Genomic DNA, 16,999 nt, shown 5'->3' on the forward strand with positions numbered 1-16,999 from the left:
TCTGGGTAGCAAGCGCAGAGTGAGAGTGTCGTGAATTGCCATGCAGGCCTGTTCTGGGTAGAGCCCTGCGTGCGCAGCATTGCAGAAGCGATATCGCTGTATTTCATGCGTCACAGGCTAGTGCGCACGTCGTTTTTGGCCTTGATTGGAATCAAGGCACGATGCTTGATCTCAGTCACGATTCAGACGTGACGGCGAACAAGCACTGCGCAGCCGTTCACGTCGTCGTGGCCATGCAAACGCAGCAGGCCCGCACGTTTCCGTACGGGCCTGTCGATGACACCCTGCATGCAGGATCGCTTTTCAGCGTGGACCCAGCACCGTCTGCAGATCGGCACCCTGTGGAAGACCGGAGCGACGCTGCACCTGGCCCTGCGCATCCTGGAACAGGATGCCCGGCGTACCCTGGAAGCCCATCTCGATCATCAGGACCTGGTTGGCATCCAGCTTCCCCGCGATCTCGCGGCTGATGTTCGGCAGCGGTTTGATGCCACCGCGGTCGAACTGGCGCTCATTCTCCAGCAGCGCCGCGCTGGGGTCGCGTGCGGCCAGAATCGCGGCCGCCTTGGCCGGGCTGTCCTCGCGGATCACACCGACCATCACATGACGCAGCTGCACCTTGCCGGCATCCACCCATGGGCGTGCCGCCTCCCAGAACTTGTGGCAGTACGGGCAGTTGGCATCACTGAACGTGTAGACCACGCGCGGTGCGTCGGCCTTGCCATCCCGCACCCACGCACTGGCTTCCAGCTTGCTCCACATCTTGGCCGACATCGGCGCGGCCACCAGCTTTTCCACTGCATCAGCGGCGACATCGTTACCCTCGGCATCGAACAGACTGCCTACCACCACATGCTTGCCGTCCGCGGTCACGTAAGCGGCGGCAGGCTGCTGGCCACCGACCACGCCGGCAAAGCCGCGCAGCCCACCCGGTGCGTCGAACTCGGCGACGACCTCGAAACCATGCTTCTCGATGCCCTTCAGGACCGCCGGGCGATCCCCCTTGGCAGCGGAGGCCGGCGCACCGGCTGCCGGCGCAGCTCCTGCCTTGCCCGGTGGCGTCTGCGCCTGGCTGCAGGCGGCCAAGGCCAGCAGGGCCGGCAGCAACAGCACCGCAGGAACGGTGCGCAGGGAAATCAACGACATGGGAACTCCATAGTGGGATGCCAGCGCAGGCTACCGCAGCCGGCGCAGTTTGTGTTCAAGCCCTGCCATGGTCAGTTCACCCAGATGCAGCTCCTGCAGGCGTCCGTCAGCATCGAAGAACAGGGTGGAAGGATACGCCTGCACCCCGAGCGCCGCAGATGCGGCAGCATCGTCATCCAGCAGCACGTTGCGCAGCTGCAGGCGTTCGCCGGCAATGAAACCCTGGACCTCGTCCAGACTTTCTCCCTGATTGAGGAACACGAACCGCACATCGTCATGTGCGTCCTGCGCGGCTGCCAGCACGGGCATTTCACGTCGGCACGGACCACACCACGTTGCCCATAGATTCACGACCACGGGTTTCCCGCGGAACTGCTGCAGATCGATGACACGGCCCTGCAGGTCCATCACCTCCAGCCTGGGCAGCGGCATATGCCGCGCCTGCCACCCGGACACGCCGTGAGTGGCTGCGCCCCACAGCAGCGTACCTGCCAGCGCTGCTGCCAGTACCGGCCGGCGCAGCGCGGGATGTCCACGCAGCCGCCACAATCCCCACGCCAACGCAGCCATCAGCACGACGACCAGGTGGTATCCGCCATCGGTGATCTGCAGAACGCTCCATGGCGAGTCGCGATACAGCGCCGCATTGACGGCGACGAAGCTGATGCGGCCACACAGCAGCCCCACCAGCAGCATATCCAGCACCATGCCGGCCGCCGAAGGCTGCGGTCCCTGCGCACGGCGACCGGGCCAGAGCCGGGCGATCGTCATCGCAATCAGTACACAGATCAGAATCAGAACGACCGGCATCGGCACCGGCCCAACGCTGGACATCATTCCACCCACTCAACGATCGACTGACCGCATGGTCGAAGCGTCGCGCCTGCGATGCAAGCGCGACGACCGACCGTCAATCGTCAAGCCGCGCTGCGCCCCATCTGAATGCCCGGCGTCGGCGCCGGCGCCAATCCGCGCAGGCTCCCTGCCACGGAGGGCAGCAGCGGGCGTTCGCGGCGCTTGTTGCTGACGTGACGTCGATAGTTCGCCGGCGTCATGCCGACGATGCGCAGGAACAGACGCCGGAACGCACTCTGATCGGCATAGCCGACCCCCCAGGCCACCTCATCGATACCCGCCCCCTGCTGCAGCAATGTCTGCGCCTTGGCCACCCGCAGTCGCTGGCAGTATTCGATCGGACGCAGCCCGGTCGCTCTGAGGAAGCGGCGCTGCAGAGTGCGCGGCTCCAGCCCGGCCACTTCGCAGATCGAAGCAAGCGTGGCGCCGCGCGCCGCCGTGGTGTGCAGCCAGCGCTGGGCCTTCAGCACGTCGCGGTCCCCATGGGCGAAGTTGGCGCTGAAGCGCTCCAGATCCTGCTGGATCGGTTCCGGAACGGTGATCGCGAGCTGCGTGGCCACCGCGCTGGCCACGCCTTGACCGAACAGCCGGTGCAGCAGTCGCAGGCCGAGAAAGCGCCATGCCTGCACACCTGCGACGGTCAGCAGATCACCATCGTCCACCAGTGCGCGTTCGCTGGGTACCCAGCTGACAGCCTGCGCCACCAGTCCGGGATGGCGGCTGAGATCCGGACCCGACACGGTCCGGCCCGCCAGCAGGCCGGCCCGGGCCAATACGCTCACCCCATCCGCCGCGGCCGCCAGCAGACTGCCGCCGTCGTAGTGCGCACGGAGCCAGTCGAGCAGGATTTCATCGGTACGAAGAGAGGCCGTCGAACTGACCTGGCCCGGAACCGCGATCACCGCGGGAATGGCCGCGTCCAGCATGTCCGCGCCCGCGATGCGATGTACCCCGCTGCGGCTGGCCGGCACGATCCAGCGGGTCACCAGCACCCGCTTGAACGGGCGCCGCTGCTGCTGCGCCACGCGGTTGGCCACATGTGCCATTTCAGCCAGTACCGATGCTGCCGACGGGTCGCCACCGGGGTACTCGACCACCCCCACTTCAACGAACCCCTCGCTCCTGATTCCCTCCACGGTGCACCTCCTCGGTTCTGGCCAGCGAATGACCGGTTCAGGTGCAGGGTAGAAAGTGCTCCATCGGCGAGGCTATGAAGAAAGTTGCAAAGTGCACTGGATGCGTATCTCACACATCGCATTGACCCTGGACCAGACTCAAGGGTTCAGAATGGCGGCCGGAAACCCGAGAAATTCCGCCATGAACATTGGTCAGCTGGCGCGCCGGGCCGGCGTCCCGATCGATACGGTCCGCTACTACGAGCGCCAGCAGCTGTTGCCCACCGCGGCACGTTCGGCCGGTGGCTACCGCATCTCCGGCGAGCAGGACCTGCGTCGCCTGCGTTTCATCCGCCGTGCGAAGGCGCTGGGTTTCAGCCTGGAGGAGATCGCTGAACTGCTCGCACTGAGCGACCAGCACCAGCACGAGATGGGCAGCGTGCGTGACACCGCACGGACGCGCCTGCGCGACATCGAGCAGCGCATGAACGAACTGCAGCGCATGCATGCGGCACTGTCGCAACTGGTCGAGGCCTGCCCTGGCCACGGTGCGCTGGTGCACTGCCCGATCCTGGCGGCGCTGACCGAAGACGGCGAGTGACCAGGCACCCGGCGGAACGATGGCGCACCCGGCCGCGGACGTGAAGAAAAGTGCAACAAATGCTTGCCAACCCCAGGGGGCATCGCTATTATTTCGCTCCTCAGCGACGTGGGGCCATAGCTCAGCTGGGAGAGCGCCTGCATGGCATGCAGGAGGTCAGCGGTTCGATCCCGCTTGGCTCCACCAATCTTTCGGCATTAGGCCGTCGAAAGGTCGCTAAAGAACATTGATGAGAATTGCGTCCCCATCGTCTAGAGGCCTAGGACATCACCCTTTCACGGTGGCGACCGGGGTTCGAATCCCCGTGGGGACGCCACTCATCACGAACAACGAGGACCCGGCCGATAACCGGGTCTTTTTTGTTCACCGCCAACCGGCATTCAGGTTGTGGCGTCACGGTGGTCTCCCGGATCGTATGCGGGGCGCCGGAACGAAAAAAGCTCAAAAGGCTTCCACAAACGTGAACACGCAGGTATGATAGGCGGCTCGGTAACACGGGGCCATAGCTCAGCTGGGAGAGCGCCTGCATGGCATGCAGGAGGTCAGCGGTTCGATCCCGCTTGGCTCCACCACTTTCGACATTAGGCCGTCGAAAGTTCTACAACTTGAGGTTTTTCGTGCGTCCCCATCGTCTAGAGGCCTAGGACATCACCCTTTCACGGTGGCGACCGGGGTTCGAATCCCCGTGGGGACGCCAGTTTCAAAAGGACCCTGCTCCCGGCAGGCATCCTGGTTTCATGGGGCCATAGCTCAGCTGGGAGAGCGCCTGCATGGCATGCAGGAGGTCAGCGGTTCGATCCCGCTTGGCTCCACCACTTTCGACATCAGGCCGTCGAAGGTTCTACAACTTGAAGTTTTCGTGCGTCCCCATCGTCTAGAGGCCTAGGACATCACCCTTTCACGGTGGCGACCGGGGTTCGAATCCCCGTGGGGACGCCAATTTCTGAAAACCCCGGCTTCGGCCGGGGTTTTTCTTTTCAGAAGCGTCGATACATTCCGATCGAGGCTGGCGCCGTCGGCGCGAATCCGTACTGCGCATACAACCGATGTGCCTCGCCATCGGCGAGCAGGCTCACATAGGCCGAAGGCGGAAGGTTGGCCTGCATCCATTCGTCCAGACGCCGCATCACCTCCTTGCCCAGTCCCTGCCCCTGCAACGGCGGCAGCACGGCGATATCGCAGACCTGCAGGTGGCAGCCGCCATCGCCGACGATCCGGCCCATCGCCACCAGCTCACTGCCCTGATAGGCGCAGACACCGAACAGGGTATTGGGCAGCGCACGTGCAGCCGCTTCGGCGGTCTTGGCGCTGAGCCCGGCCAGCGCCCGGAGCTGGCAATAGGCCTCGACCGTGGGCACGCCTTCACGGAAATGGCAATGGGCAGGATCGTTCATGCGGAATCTCCCTGAGTGTCAGGCTATCCTGCCGCATCCGCGTCGCAGCCGCCGCGACCCACCCCGACAGATATCGCATGTGCTACTCCGCTTTGATCCGGGCCGACTACGCCAAGCTGGTGCGCGAGTTCGGTGCCGTGCTGTCGCTTGAGGAGTTCGCCGCGCTGTACGCGTACGACCCCGGCAAGAAGCAACCCAGGACGCCCAAGGCCATGGATGACGGCTTCGCTGGCGCGCGCACGGAGCTCGGCCGCGACATCGTGGCCCGGATCCAGCGGTGGCATGCACAGGAGCAGGCCACGCTGGAAGCCGAGCTGGCCCAGCAGCGCGAACGCCGCGACATCGCAAGCGCGACCCTGGCTACCCGTCCCACACTGAAGGCGCGCAACGAGCTGCGCATCGCCGGCAACCGCATCGATCGCGCGCAGACCCGGCTCGACGACCTGCATCGCGTGCAGCTGCTGCCCCGCGACAACCGCATTTTCCCCGGCACCTACGCGCCGGTGATGGTGAGCGAGAACGGGCAACGGGTGATCAAGCCGATGCGCTACCGGTGCCGTCTGCCGGATGCGCCCGCGCGCAACGACGTGCTCTATCCGGGCAGTTACAACGCCCGCCGTGACAGCCTGGAAGGCTACTGGCGCGGCGCTTTCGGGCAGCGTCATGGCGTGGTCGTCATCCAGGCCTTCTACGAGCACGTGTCCCGGCACGCGGTTGGCGGACGTGCGCCGGCCCCTGATGACAGGACGGGAGATGTGGTCCTTGAGTTCCGCCCCGACCCGCCCCGCGACCTGCTGGTAGCCTGCCTCTGGTCCGAGTGGGACGGCCCCGAAGGACGCCTCCTCTCATTTGCGACCATCACCGATACGCCGCCGGCCGATATCTCCGCCGCCGGCCATGATCGCGGCATCGTGCCGATCCGGCCCGAGCACCTCGATGCATGGCTCAATCCGGAACCTGGCGATCTGGCCAGCCAATACCGCATCCTCGACGATCGCGAGGAGATCCGTTACGTCTTCGAGGAGTCCGCCTGAGCACGCACTGCGGCCGGATCGTCCGGGCACCGCGCCTGGATCAGGCGCGGGCGCTGGAGTGCCCGACCGCGCGGGCCAGCGCCTGCGACAGCTCCGCGGACAGGTAGGGCTTGACCAGCAGCACACCCGACTGCATGGCCTGTGGCAGCTGCTCCGCCGACATGCCGGTCGCGAGCACGAAGGGCACGCCGCGGGCGGCCAGCGCCGCCGCGACCGGCTCACTGGTTTCCTGGTGGGCCAGGCGATAGTCCAGCAGCGCCACGTCCGGCGTGGTTTCTTCCAGCAGCCTCAGCGCTTCGCCGACGCTCGCAGCCAGCCCCACCACCTGTGCACCGGCCTGCACCAGTTGCATCTGCAGCAGGGCCGCGCTCATCTCGTCGTTCTCGACCACCAGTACCCGCAGGTCCTGCAACGCCGCCATCGATTCCCGCTCCTGTGCATATCACGCCGGCGCAGTATAGCGATCACGGGGGCAATGCCGGCAGATTCGGCCGCAATCGTCCCGCGCCGGGCAGCCTCTATGAAAGTGCGCTCGACCTCGGGTAAAATCACCCGCTGCCTGCCGGTGTGGCGGAATGGTATACGCAGCTGACTCAAAATCAGCCGGGGGCAACCCCATGAAGGTTCGAGTCCTTTCACCGGCACCATGCATCAAAGGCCAGGTCCACGACCTGGCCTTCTGCATTTCCGGCCCGTCACCTGCGTCGCCCCTCCCGCGCGGCGACCGCCCAGCGCCGCCGCCGTGCGCGCCGCAGCTGACAACGTTGCCAGCAGGCCAACGCTGCGGAATTCTTGCAAGGCGCACGCGCATCTGCCTATCGTGACTGGCCGTACCTGGGGGCGGGGGAATGCATGACGTTGCCGGCAGCACTGTTTTTTCTGGTCACGCATGCATTCGTCGTCGGCCTGGCAGGCCCTGGAGATCCGGTGGGTTCGTTCCTGATGTCGAGCGCCGCGCCGCTGCTGGCGGCCATGGCATGCGTGCGCCGTGCGCGTGACAGCCACGCCGCCTGCAAATGGAGGACCTTCGCTTTCGCCGTCAGCCTGTTTCCGGTCGCACTGCTGCCACTGCTGTTTCCAGGCATCACCGATGCCTGGCCGGCGCAGGTCGCACTGACATCGTTGATCCTCTACGTGTTCTATCGCATCCCGCTGACCTACGTGGCCGCCAGCGCCGACAGCCGGAACCGCCATGTCCGCAGCGTCGACCTGTCGATCATCGGTCTGCTCTGGCTGCTGTACTACACGCACGCGCAATCGACTGCGCAGCTGGATACCGCGCTGTGGACGCATGGCCTGAACCCCATCAGCACCACGCAGAACAGCCTGCTGTTCAGCTTCGCGCTGATCCGCTACCTGGCCGAGGACAACGCAGATCGCCGCGACTTCTTCCGCACCCTCACCCTGTTCCTGCTCGGCTACTTCCTGATCGAGCAGTACGTCAGCCGGTATCGGCCGCAGACTCCGGACGGCGGATGGGCAGATCTGCTCATCAGCGGCCTGTTCCTGCTGCTGGCGGTGATCGCCGGCAGTCCGCGGCGCAGGACCGCGCCGCCTGTCCCGCGCAACCTGCGGCGTTTCGTCGAGGCCAGCGTGCCGTTGATGCTGCCGCTTCTGCTGATGCTGGTCGCATTGCTGATGGCGCGCACGAACCAGACGATGGCAACGGTGGGCTTCATCGGCGCCATGCTGGGCTATGCACTGCGCAGCGTGCTGAGCCAGGTGGACATCCAACGCCAGCGCGACGAGCTGGCAGCGCTGGCCCGGCGTGATCCGCTGACCGGGCTGGGCAACCGCCGCAGTTTCGATGAATCGCTGCCCGGTGCCCAACGGCGCGCGCGGCGCCAGGGCCTGGGCCTGGCGGTGCTGATGATCGACATCGACCACTTCAAGCGCCTCAACGATACCTACGGGCACCCGGAGGGCGATCGCCGCCTGCAGGCGGTGGCCGCGATCATCGATGGCTGCCTGCAGCGCGGCGACGACCTGCTCGCCCGCTACGGCGGCGAGGAGTTCATCGCTGCGCTGCCTTCCTCCGACGTGGCCCATGCGATGGCCATGGGCGAGCGCATCCGCGTGGCGGTCGAAGACGCCGCGCTGCCGTCCGGCCCGTCCAGCGTAACCGTCAGCATCGGCGTGGCATGGTTGGCTGCCGATGCTCGGCAGGAACCGGACAGCGTGGTCGAACGTGCGGACCAGGCCCTGTACCGGGCCAAGCGCGCGGGCCGCAACTGCGTCCGCGGCGAGGCTTTGCCGGAACGTACAGCGGCCCCTGCCCTGCGCGCCTAGACCACGCGCAGGGTCGGCACGCCATGCTGCAGGGCAGCGCCGCCCGCCGCCCCCTGCACACGAAATCCGGCGACGGTCTGCAGCAGGTGGGCCGACTGTTCTTCCATGCTGCGCGCCGCGGCAGACGCTTCCTCGACCAGCGCCGCGTTCTGCTGGGTTCCCTGGTCGATCAGGTCCACCGCGTGGTTCATCTGCTGGATGTCATCGCTCTGCTGCTGCGACGCGCTGCTGATCTCGGTGACCAGGTCACTGACCCTGCGCACGTTGAGCACGATCTCGTCCATCGTGCGGCCAGCACTTTCCACCTGCGCCGTGCCCGCACCGACATTGGCCACCGATGCGTCGATCAGCTGCTTGATCTCCTTGGCGGCGCTGGCCGAGCGCTGCGAAAGTTCGCGGATCTCGGTGGCGACGACCGCGAACCCACGGCCGTGCTCGCCGGCACGGGCCGCCTCCACGGCAGCGTTCAGCGCCAGGATGTTGGTCTGGAATGCGATGCCGTCAATCACCCCGATGATGTCGACGATGCGACGCGAGGAGGCGTTGATCAAGGCCATCGTCGCCACCACCTCGTGCACCACGCTGCCGCCACGCGCAGCCACCTCCGCTGCGCCGCCGGCCAGCTGGCTTGCCTGGCGCGCATTGGCCGCCGTGCGCTGCACCGTATCGGCCAGGCCCTTCATGGACACGGCGGTTTCTTCCAGCGAGGCCGCCTGCTGTTCGGTGCGCTGCGACAGGTCGCTGTTGCCCTGCGCGATTTCGGTCGCGCCGACCGCGATGGTATCGGCAGCGAACTTGATCTGGCCGATGATGCCCGCCATGGCTTCGACCAGCGCGTTGACGCCATCGCACAGCTCGGCGATGGGGCCACTCTTGTCGGCAATGGCGACGGTTCGGGTCAGGTCGCCCTGCTTGGCCGCCGCCACGACCTCCCGGGTCTGCGCCACCGCACGCTGCATGGCGTGGTTCTCATGCACCTGCGCGGTGATGTCGGTAGCGTATTTGACGACTTTGAACGGCCTGCCGTTGCCATCCAGGATGGGGTTGTAGGAGGCCTGGATCCAGATCTCGCGGCCGCCCTTGCCGAGCCGCCGGTATTGCCCGGCGTCGTACTCGCCACGCCCGAGCTTCTCCCAGAACCGGCGGTACTCGGCGCTGCCGCGAAGCTCGGGCTCCACGAACAGCGCATGGTGTTGGCCGCGCACTTCTTCCAGGCTGTAGCCGGTGGCGGCGAGGAAGTTGGCGTTCGCCGAGAGAATGTGCCCGTCCAGGCTGAACTCGATCACCGCCTGCGACTTGTCGATGGCGGCAAGCTGCCCCGCCGAGTCGGCGGCCTGCAGCTTCTGCGCGGTGATGTCGGTCGCGAACTTGACGACCTTGAAGGGCCGGCCCTGCGGGTCCAGCACCGGGTTGTAGGAGGCCTGGATCCAGATTTCGCGCCCGCCCTTGCCCAGCCGTCGGTACTGTCCGGCGTCGAACTCGCCACGTCCCAGCCGGGCCCAGAAGTCCCGATACTCGGCGCTGGACGCCTGATCGGGATCGACGAACAGCGAATGATGCCTGCCCTGGATTTCGTCCAGACGATAACCCACCGCGTGCAGGAAGTTGTCGTTGGCCTGCAGGATGGTGCCATCCAGATCGAATTCGATCACCGCCTGCACGCGATGCAGTGCGGCCACCTGGGCGGCCAGTTCGGCGTGGCCGCGGTCGGTGTCGACCCTGCCGGGGCGAGGCTGTCCCGCCAGCGCCCCCAGCAGGGAACGCCACGGTGACCAACGGGTGTGCAGCTCGGCCGGCGCCTGCGCGCCCGCCGTGAGGCCTGGAATGAGCATTGTCTGATCCTCGGTGTCCGGTAAGCGGCTGCGATCCGTCAAGCGGGATGCCCGACGGCAACATCAATTGCTTGGACTACAGGTGCCGGCAGGCACCTCTCGAGCAACGGGCAAGAACATCTGGGGGCGGGTGCGATCGGTATCCGGGAGCGGCGGAACACACTGCGCGGGCCGCCCGACGGGGCAGCCTGGGGTCCTGCAGCGGGTGACGGGAGCGGGATCCAATGAGGTTATCGGCACCTCCGTTCCGGGCTTTAGGCCCCTCCGCAGCAGGCCCTGTCCAGCCCCCTCCCCCCTCTATAGCGCCTGACGGCGCCCGCGATGCAGCCTGCAACGAAAAGGTTGCCATGACCAACGGGGCTGTCGGCAAGGGGGTGGACGGGCAAGGATGCGCCCATCACGGACCGTCCATCGACACGGAGATCGCATGTTTTCACGCCTGGCTGCTCTTTTCGCCCTCGGCCTGTGCAGCAGCGGCGCGCTGGCCGCCGATGCAGGCCATCGGCCGAGTTTCAATCCCGCACAGCTCAAGGGCCCGCCCGCCGGCCGCGTCAACGAAGTGCTGGTGCTGGGCTCACCGCACCTGTCCGACCTTCCCCCGACCTTTCAGCCGGCAATGCTGGAGCCGTTGCTGCAGCGCCTGCAGGCATGGCGGCCGACGGCGATCGCGGTGGAGAACCTGTCCGGACTGCAATGCGATTTCATGCGCCGCAATCCCGCCCGCTATGCCGAGAGCGTGGAAAGTTACTGCGTCGATCCTGCACCTGCCCAGGCCGCCACCGGTCTGGATGTTCCAGCGGCCAATGCCGAAGTCGATCGCGTACTGGCGGCATGGCCCGCTACACCGACGCACGCACAGCGTCGCCGGCTGGCCGCACTGTTCCTGGCCGCAGGTGAGAACGGCTCTGCGCTGGTGCAGTGGCTGCGCCTGCCGGCGCAGGAGCGTCGCGCCGCAGACAGCCTGTCACCGCAACTGGTGCAGTTCCTCGACAAACGCGCCATGCGACGCAACGAAGTCAGCCTGATCGCGGCTGAGCTTGCCGCACGCCTGGGCCTGGAACGCCTGTGGGCAGTCGATGACCACACCGCTGATTCGCCCACGCCAGCGGCACTGGAGAAGGCGGCTGGCGAAGCCGTCATGAAGGCCTGGGACAATCCCGCCACCCAGGCACGACGGGCCGCCGATACGGCCCTGTACGCCGAACTCGGCAGCATGGACGGCCTGCTGGCGCTCTATCGGAACTACAACGCGCCCGACACCGTCGCCCGGGTCTACGACAGCGATTTCGGCGCAGCCCTGGTCGAACCATCGCCAGAAGGCTTCGGCCGCCGCTATGTCGGCTACTGGGAAACCCGCAACCTGCGCATGGTCGCCAACATGCGCGAGGTGCTGGGCCAGCACCCGGGCACCCGCATGCTGACCCTCGTCGGCGCCTCGCACAAGGGCTACTACGAGGCCTACCTCAACCAGATGCACGACGTGCGGCTGGTTGATGCCAACAGCGTGCTGGACTGAGCGCCAGGGCTAGCAGGGGGCCGGCGCATCGCCGCGCCGCGACCGCCACAGCAGCACGCAGGCGGCCACGATGGCACCCAGGGTCAGTATCAGCAGCACCACCACGCCGCCCTGCAGTGTGGGCAGCAGCGCCTGCGCCCGGGCATCGCCGTGCAGTTGCTCCAAACGCAGGCAGGCGGCTACCGCCAGCCACCAGCCGACCATTGCCGGCGCGAAGGCACGCAGGGCATCCGGGGTCCAGAAAGGCATGTCGTTCTCCAACGGGGATGGGTGTGCGCGAAGTATTCGCGGCCGCCCTCTCACAGACTGAGATCAGCCGCCACCGGCGTCGCTGTCCACGCCCTCGGCCGGCCATTCGCCGGCTTCCCCCTGCACCTGCACGTTGTTGCGTCCCATTGCCTTGGCCCTGTAGCACTGCGCATCGGCCGCCGCCACGGCCTGGTCCACCCCCATGCCGCCCAGCAGCGGTGCGATACCGATGCTGGCGCCCACCCGCAGGCGGTGCTGGTCCCAGGGAATGGAGAGGCTGGCCAGGGTCTGCAGCAGTTCGCCGCCGATCCGCGCCGCGCGGCGCGGCGTGCAGCCGGACAGGATCACCGCGAACTCGTCCCCGCCCAGCCGGGCCACCACGTCCGAATCGCGCACGCCGTGGCGCAGCACGCTGGCCACCGCCCACAGCACCGCATCGCCGGCCAGGTGGCCCCAGGTGTCGTTGACCGGCTTGAAGCGGTCCAGGTCGATGTACATCAGCGATGCCGCCTGGCCTGTCCGCTCGACCCGGGTGATGGCCTGCTGCAGATGGACTTCGAACCCCCGCCGGTTGCTCAGTTCGGTCAGCGGATCGATCTCCGCCAGCTGGCGCGCTTCGCGCTGCCGTGCACGCTGCTGGGTATCGTCGCGCAGCACCCACACCGCACCGCGCACATGGCCCTCATCGTCGCGCAGCCAGGCGCGGGTCAGGTCCACCGGCACCGTCGCCGTGCCCAGCCGCAGCAGCAGGTCGGCATGCAGGTCGACCGCGTTGCTTTCCGGGTCCAGCAGTACGGCCACGTCCAGCATCGAGCCGGGGGCGTACTCGGTGGTCAGTTGCAGCACGTCCTGCACCCTGTAGCCGGCCAGCGCCTGTGCGCCGTCGCCGGCCAGCATGCGCACGGCAGCGGCATTGGCATATTCGATGCGGCCCTCCAGGCTGACGCTCAGCACCAGGTCGGCGACGGCGTCGAGGGTGATGCGGCTGCGCTGCTCGCTTTCAAACAGGCGCTGTTCACTGCTGCGTTGTGCGCTGATGTCCTGGATCTGCGAGACGAAATGCACCGGCTCGCCGCGTTCGTTGCGCACCAGCGATACCGACAGCCGCGTCCAGATCACCCTGCCGTTGCGATCGAGAAAGCGCTTCTCCAGGTGGTAATGGCTGCACCGGCCCGCCAGCAGGTCCTGCACCAGGGCCAGGTCGGCCTGCAGATCGTCCGGGTGGGTCAGCCGCTGGAAATCGACCTGCAGCAGCTCCTCGCGCGCATAGCCCAGGATGCGACACAGCGCGTCATTGACATCCAGCCAGCGGCCTTCCAGCGAAACCAGCGCCATGCCAAGCGCAGCCGAGGTGAAGGCGCCTGCGAACTTCTCCGCCGCCATGCGTGCTTCCGCACGTGCCTGCAGGATCTCGGTGATATCGATGGCCATGCCGACATAGCCGATGCGCGTGCCATCGGCGCCGTCCATGCGGCTGATCGAAAGCCGCACCTGGCGTTGGCGGCCATCCTTGCGCAGCAGCGTCCATCGCCGCGAATAGGTCTGCCCTTCGGCATGCGCACTGAGGGCCTCGAACACGTCCGGCAGGTGACCCTGCGGGTCGGCCAGCGGTTGCAGCCAGGCCTTCAGCTCATCCGGCTCATGGAAGGCATCCAGCCGCCGCAGGCCGACCACCTCGGCGGCGCTGTAACCCAGCAGGCGCTGCGCCCCCGTGTTGAACAGGGTGATGGTGCCATCGGTATCGGTCGCGATCACCGCGACGTCGTCGGAGGCGTCCACCACCGACTGCAGGCGCTGGCGGCTCTCGGCCGCGTCCTGTCGTGCCTGCTGCAGCTCGGTGACGTCGGCGTGGGCACCAGCCATCCACAGCGGCCGCCCCTGACCGTCCCATTCGAACACGCGACCGCGGTCATGGACCCAGATCCACTGGCCGTTCTTGTGGCGCATGCGCACCAGGCAGGCGTAGTTGTCGCTGCGCCCGTCGAAATGCTCCTGCAGCGCGGTGTCCGACAGCGCGATGTCGTCCGGATGCACCAGTGCCGCGAAGGTCCTCTGGCAGATCGGCTCCAGCTCTTCCAGCCGGTAGCCGACGATTTCGGCCCAGCGCGCGTTGACCCGCATTTCGCCGGTCTGCACGTTCCACTCCCAGGTGCCGGCAGCGGTGCCTTCGATGATCATCGCAAGCCGCCGACGCTCTTCGGCCAGCGCATGCAGACGGCGTTCGAGCAGATCGTTGCTGTTGTTGCCCTGACCCGCCATCAAGCCCTTCTCCGTCCCGCGCAGGCGTGCACGGGCCGCAGCAATCCGCTGCAGCTGTCACGGAATCGGACGGGGCGTGCTGGCGTCATGGTCCTCCCCAGCGACAGCGGGTCGGCCACACGCCTCCCCAGATGCGCAAGTGTGCGCAATCACGGGGAAAATCGACAAGTCCCCCGTCCCGGTTCAACCGTGACGGGGGACACGCTCCTCAACTGCGCTTGGCGCGGGCGAAGGCTTCAGCCAGTGCGTTGTTGGCCGGGGCTGCCGATGGGGCGGGCCGACCGCCGTTGCCCTGGCCCCGGCCCGGGCTCCGGCCCGGCCCGCCTGCGTCACGCCGCGGCCCTTGTCCCTGACCACGCTCGTCACGGCTGCCGGGGCGGCTGGTGGCCTGGCCGGGGGTATCGTCCAGGCGCCGGGTCAGCGCGATGCGCTTGCGCGGCACATCCACCTCAAGCACCTTCACCTTGACGATATCGCCAGCCTTGACCACGTCGCGCGGGTCCTTCACGAAGGTGTCGGAGAGCGCCGAAATGTGGATCAGGCCGTCCTGGTGCACGCCGATATCGACAAAGGCACCAAACGCGGCGACGTTGCTGACCACGCCTTCCAGCACCATGCCCTCGCGCAGGTCCTTGATGTCTTCCACGCCCTCGGCGAAACGTGCGGCCTTGAACTCCGGGCGCGGGTCACGGCCGGGCTTTTCCAGCTCCCTGAGGATGTCGCGCACCGTCGGCACGCCGAAGGTCGCATCGGTGAACTGCTCGGCCTTCAGCCCACGCAGGAAGCTGCCATCGCCGATCAACGCCTTGATCGGGCGCTGGGTACTGGCGACGATGCGCTCGACCACCGGATAGGCTTCCGGATGCACGGCGGACGCGTCCAGCGGCTCGTCGCCGTCGGCAATGCGCAGGAAGCCGGCACACTGCTCGAAGGTCTTCTCACCCAGCCGGGCGACTTTCAGCAGGTCCTTGCGGCGCTTGAACGGACCATTGTCATCGCGATGGCGCACGATGTTCTCGGCCACCGTCGCCGACAGGCCGGACACACGCGACAACAGCGCGGCCGAGGCGGTGTTCACGTACACCCCGACCGCGTTCACGCAGTCCTCCACGCGTGCGTCCAGCGCGCGCGCCAGGCGGTACTGATCGACGTCATGCTGATACTGGCCCACGCCGATGGCCTTCGGTTCGATCTTGACCAGCTCGGCCAACGGATCCTGCAGGCGGCGCGCGATCGACACCGCGCCGCGCAGCGACACGTCCAGGTCCGGGAACTCCCTGGCTGCGAGCTCGGAAGCCGAGTACACCGAAGCACCGGCCTCACTGACCACCACCTTCTGCAGCTTCGGGTTGCCGACCGCCTTGATCGCTTCGCCGGCCAGCTTGTCGGTCTCGCGGCTGGCGGTGCCGTTGCCGATCGCGATCAGTTCCACGTTGTGCCGGGTACACAGCTGCCTGATCGTCTGCAGCGACTGCTCCCACTGGCGCCGGGGCTCGTGCGGATAGATCGTCTCGGTGGCGACCAGCTTGCCGGTGGCATCGACCACTGCGATCTTGCAGCCGGTGCGGATGCCTGGATCCAGCCCAAGCACGGTCTTCGGGCCCGCCGGCGCAGCCAGCAGCAGATCCTTCAGGTTGTCACCGAACACGGTGATCGCGTCCGCTTCGGCCTTTTCGCGGGCCTGGTTGAACAGATCCAGCAGCAGGTGCATGTGCAGCTTGGCACGCCAGGTCAGGCGGCAGGCATCGAGCAGCCAGCGGTCGGCGGCACGGCCCTGGTCGGCGATGCCGGCCTTGCGGGCCACGCGCCCCTCTGCGTACTGATGGCCTGCCTCGGCATCGCTGCCCGGGTCCAGCTCCAGGTACAGGATCTCCTCGCGACGCGCGCGGAACAGCGCCAGCAGGCGATGCGAGGGAATTTTCGCCAAGGCTTCGGCGTGCTCGAAATAGTCGCGGTACTTGGCGCCCTCGGTCTCCTTGCCCTCGGCCACGCGGGCGCGGATCACGCCGTGTTCGCCCAGCCAGGTGCGCAGTTCGCCCACCAGCGCGGCATCTTCCCCCCAGCGCTCCATCAGGATCGCCCGCGCGCCCTCCAGCGCCGCCTTGCTATCGGCCACGCCCTTGTCAGCATCGACAAAGCTGGCCGCGAAGGCCTGAGGGTCCTGCGTCGGATCGGCAAGCAGTCCATCGGCCAGCGGCTCCAGGCCGGCCTCGCGGGCAATCTGCGCACGGGTACGGCGCTTGGGCTTGTACGGCAGGTACAGGTCTTCCAGCCGGCTCTTGGTATCGGCGGCGAGGATGTCGTTGCGCAGTTCGTCGCTGAGCTTGCCCTGCTCGTCGATGCTGGCCAGCACCGCCGCACGGCGGTCTTCCAGTTCGCGCAGGTAGGTGAGGCGCACTTCGAGATTGCGCAGCTGGGTGTCGTCCAGGCCACCGGTCACTTCCTTGCGGTAGCGGGCGATGAACGGAACGCTGGCACCTTCGTCAAGCAGGCCGACCGCGGCGCGCACCTGGCTGGGCTGGGCACCGATTTCCTCGGCGATGGTCTGGGCGATCTGCTGGGCGAGCGCGCTCTGGGCGTTCTTGGCGTCGTGCATTGCTTCAGGTCTGTGCCGCGTTACGGGAAGACCCCATTCTGGCAATCCGCGACGGAGCCGGACAAGGCATTGACAGCAGACGGGGTTCAGCGGCGTGGCCGGTCTGGACGCCG

General features: G+C 67.0%; 13 protein-coding genes and 7 tRNA genes. 11 read left to right on the forward strand and 9 right to left on the reverse strand.

Annotated features, from left to right (window positions below; genetic code table 11):
* Positions 1 to 303: 303 nt before the first annotated feature.
* From dsbG to N7367_RS11355, 3 genes are all read right to left on the reverse strand, one after another.
* Positions 304 to 1,146, reverse strand: coding sequence for a thiol:disulfide interchange protein DsbG (dsbG, locus tag N7367_RS11345; protein ID WP_279942412.1), 843 nt, complete (start codon positions 1,144 to 1,146; stop codon positions 304 to 306).
* A 30-nt stretch (positions 1,147 to 1,176) separates the two neighbouring features.
* Positions 1,177 to 1,980, reverse strand: coding sequence for a TlpA disulfide reductase family protein (locus N7367_RS11350; protein WP_128990824.1), 804 nt, complete (start codon positions 1,978 to 1,980; stop codon positions 1,177 to 1,179).
* Between the two features lie 83 nt (positions 1,981 to 2,063).
* Complete coding sequence (locus N7367_RS11355) at positions 2,064 to 3,137, reverse strand: helix-turn-helix domain-containing protein (protein ID WP_065182735.1); 1,074 nt, start codon at positions 3,135 to 3,137, stop codon at positions 2,064 to 2,066.
* A gap of 181 nt (positions 3,138 to 3,318) precedes the next feature.
* Between N7367_RS11355 and N7367_RS11360 the strand changes: the two genes are divergently transcribed.
* The 7 genes from N7367_RS11360 (at position 3,319) to N7367_RS11390 (ending at position 4,656) form a co-directional block, all read left to right on the forward strand.
* Entirely contained in the window at positions 3,319 to 3,717 is a 399-nt protein-coding gene (locus N7367_RS11360; RefSeq protein ID WP_279942413.1) for a heavy metal-responsive transcriptional regulator, read from the forward strand.
* Positions 3,718 to 3,827: 110 nt separating this feature from the next.
* Positions 3,828 to 3,903 (forward strand) — tRNA-Ala (locus N7367_RS11365).
* Positions 3,904 to 3,957: 54 nt separating this feature from the next.
* A tRNA-Glu gene (locus N7367_RS11370) sits at positions 3,958 to 4,033 on the forward strand.
* A 180-nt stretch (positions 4,034 to 4,213) separates the two neighbouring features.
* Positions 4,214 to 4,289 (forward strand) — tRNA-Ala (locus tag N7367_RS11375).
* Between the two features lie 49 nt (positions 4,290 to 4,338).
* A tRNA-Glu gene (locus tag N7367_RS11380) sits at positions 4,339 to 4,414 on the forward strand.
* A gap of 42 nt (positions 4,415 to 4,456) precedes the next feature.
* Positions 4,457 to 4,532: transfer RNA gene (locus N7367_RS11385), tRNA-Ala, on the forward strand.
* Positions 4,533 to 4,580: 48 nt separating this feature from the next.
* Positions 4,581 to 4,656 (forward strand) — tRNA-Glu (locus N7367_RS11390).
* 38 nt (positions 4,657 to 4,694) lie between these two features.
* Here the strand turns inward: N7367_RS11390 and N7367_RS11395 are convergent.
* On the reverse strand, positions 4,695 to 5,111 hold the full coding sequence (locus N7367_RS11395) for a GNAT family N-acetyltransferase (RefSeq protein ID WP_065182734.1): 417 nt from the start codon (positions 5,109 to 5,111) through the stop codon (positions 4,695 to 4,697).
* A 77-nt stretch (positions 5,112 to 5,188) separates the two neighbouring features.
* On the opposite strand from N7367_RS11395, the gene N7367_RS11400 reads away from it, so the two are divergent.
* Positions 5,189 to 6,145: an SOS response-associated peptidase family protein gene (locus N7367_RS11400; protein WP_279942414.1), complete on the forward strand. Its 957-nt coding sequence runs from the start codon at positions 5,189 to 5,191 to the stop codon at positions 6,143 to 6,145.
* A 40-nt stretch (positions 6,146 to 6,185) separates the two neighbouring features.
* Here the strand turns inward: N7367_RS11400 and N7367_RS11405 are convergent, their stop codons facing one another.
* Positions 6,186 to 6,566 (reverse strand): response regulator, encoded by a 381-nt coding sequence (locus N7367_RS11405; protein WP_053520434.1) that lies wholly within the window; start codon positions 6,564 to 6,566, stop codon positions 6,186 to 6,188.
* A gap of 140 nt (positions 6,567 to 6,706) precedes the next feature.
* Between N7367_RS11405 and N7367_RS11410 the strand changes: the two genes are divergently transcribed.
* Together N7367_RS11410 and N7367_RS11415 are read left to right on the forward strand one after the other, a co-directional pair.
* Positions 6,707 to 6,792, forward strand: a tRNA-Leu gene (locus N7367_RS11410).
* Positions 6,793 to 6,997: 205 nt separating this feature from the next.
* Positions 6,998 to 8,434: a GGDEF domain-containing protein gene (locus tag N7367_RS11415; protein ID WP_197601000.1), complete on the forward strand. Its 1,437-nt coding sequence runs from the start codon at positions 6,998 to 7,000 to the stop codon at positions 8,432 to 8,434.
* Here the strand turns inward: N7367_RS11415 and N7367_RS11420 are convergent.
* Positions 8,431 to 10,266 carry a methyl-accepting chemotaxis protein gene (locus N7367_RS11420; RefSeq protein WP_279942415.1) on the reverse strand — a complete coding sequence of 612 codons (1,836 nt, stop codon included), beginning with the start codon at positions 10,264 to 10,266 and terminating at the stop codon, positions 8,431 to 8,433. The two genes, N7367_RS11415 and N7367_RS11420, sit on opposite strands and share 4 nt — an antisense overlap.
* 427 nt (positions 10,267 to 10,693) lie before the next feature.
* On the opposite strand from N7367_RS11420, the gene N7367_RS11425 reads away from it, so the two are divergent.
* Positions 10,694 to 11,782 (forward strand): DUF5694 domain-containing protein, encoded by a 1,089-nt coding sequence (locus N7367_RS11425; RefSeq protein ID WP_279942416.1) that lies wholly within the window; start codon positions 10,694 to 10,696, stop codon positions 11,780 to 11,782.
* A 9-nt stretch (positions 11,783 to 11,791) separates the two neighbouring features.
* Here the strand turns inward: N7367_RS11425 and N7367_RS11430 are convergent, their stop codons facing one another.
* The 3 genes from N7367_RS11430 to N7367_RS11440 all read right to left on the reverse strand — a co-directional run bounded on the left by N7367_RS11430 (position 11,792) and on the right by N7367_RS11440 (position 16,886).
* Positions 11,792 to 12,031: a hypothetical protein gene (locus tag N7367_RS11430; RefSeq protein ID WP_279942417.1), complete on the reverse strand. Its 240-nt coding sequence runs from the start codon at positions 12,029 to 12,031 to the stop codon at positions 11,792 to 11,794.
* A 63-nt stretch (positions 12,032 to 12,094) separates the two neighbouring features.
* Positions 12,095 to 14,290 (reverse strand): PAS domain S-box protein, encoded by a 2,196-nt coding sequence (locus tag N7367_RS11435; RefSeq protein ID WP_279942418.1) that lies wholly within the window; start codon positions 14,288 to 14,290, stop codon positions 12,095 to 12,097.
* Between the two features lie 208 nt (positions 14,291 to 14,498).
* Positions 14,499 to 16,886, reverse strand: coding sequence for a Tex family protein (locus N7367_RS11440; RefSeq protein WP_279942419.1), 2,388 nt, complete (start codon positions 16,884 to 16,886; stop codon positions 14,499 to 14,501).
* Between the last annotated feature and the right edge of the window lie 113 nt (positions 16,887 to 16,999).

This window comes from Stenotrophomonas sp. GD04145 (genome assembly GCF_029835135.1).
GTDB classification, from domain to species: Bacteria; Pseudomonadota; Gammaproteobacteria; order Xanthomonadales; family Xanthomonadaceae; genus Stenotrophomonas; species Stenotrophomonas maltophilia_P.

Coding starts and splice junctions, on each gene's coding strand:
- dsbG (WP_279942412.1), bottom strand. CDS start 1,146: ATGTCGTTGATTTCCCTGCGCACCGTTCCTGCGGTGCTGTTGCTGCCG.
- N7367_RS11350 (WP_128990824.1), bottom strand. CDS start 1,980: ATGTCCAGCGTTGGGCCGGTGCCGATGCCGGTCGTTCTGATTCTGATC.
- N7367_RS11360 (WP_279942413.1), top strand. CDS start 3,319: ATGAACATTGGTCAGCTGGCGCGCCGGGCCGGCGTCCCGATCGATACG.
- N7367_RS11395 (WP_065182734.1), bottom strand. CDS start 5,111: ATGAACGATCCTGCCCATTGCCATTTCCGTGAAGGCGTGCCCACGGTC.
- N7367_RS11400 (WP_279942414.1), top strand. CDS start 5,189: ATGTGCTACTCCGCTTTGATCCGGGCCGACTACGCCAAGCTGGTGCGC.
- N7367_RS11405 (WP_053520434.1), bottom strand. CDS start 6,566: ATGGCGGCGTTGCAGGACCTGCGGGTACTGGTGGTCGAGAACGACGAG.
- N7367_RS11415 (WP_197601000.1), top strand. CDS start 6,998: ATGACGTTGCCGGCAGCACTGTTTTTTCTGGTCACGCATGCATTCGTC.
- N7367_RS11420 (WP_279942415.1), bottom strand. CDS start 10,266: ATGCTCATTCCAGGCCTCACGGCGGGCGCGCAGGCGCCGGCCGAGCTG.
- N7367_RS11425 (WP_279942416.1), top strand. CDS start 10,694: ATGTTTTCACGCCTGGCTGCTCTTTTCGCCCTCGGCCTGTGCAGCAGC.
- N7367_RS11430 (WP_279942417.1), bottom strand. CDS start 12,031: ATGCCTTTCTGGACCCCGGATGCCCTGCGTGCCTTCGCGCCGGCAATG.
- N7367_RS11435 (WP_279942418.1), bottom strand. CDS start 14,290: ATGGCGGGTCAGGGCAACAACAGCAACGATCTGCTCGAACGCCGTCTG.
- N7367_RS11440 (WP_279942419.1), bottom strand. CDS start 16,886: ATGCACGACGCCAAGAACGCCCAGAGCGCGCTCGCCCAGCAGATCGCC.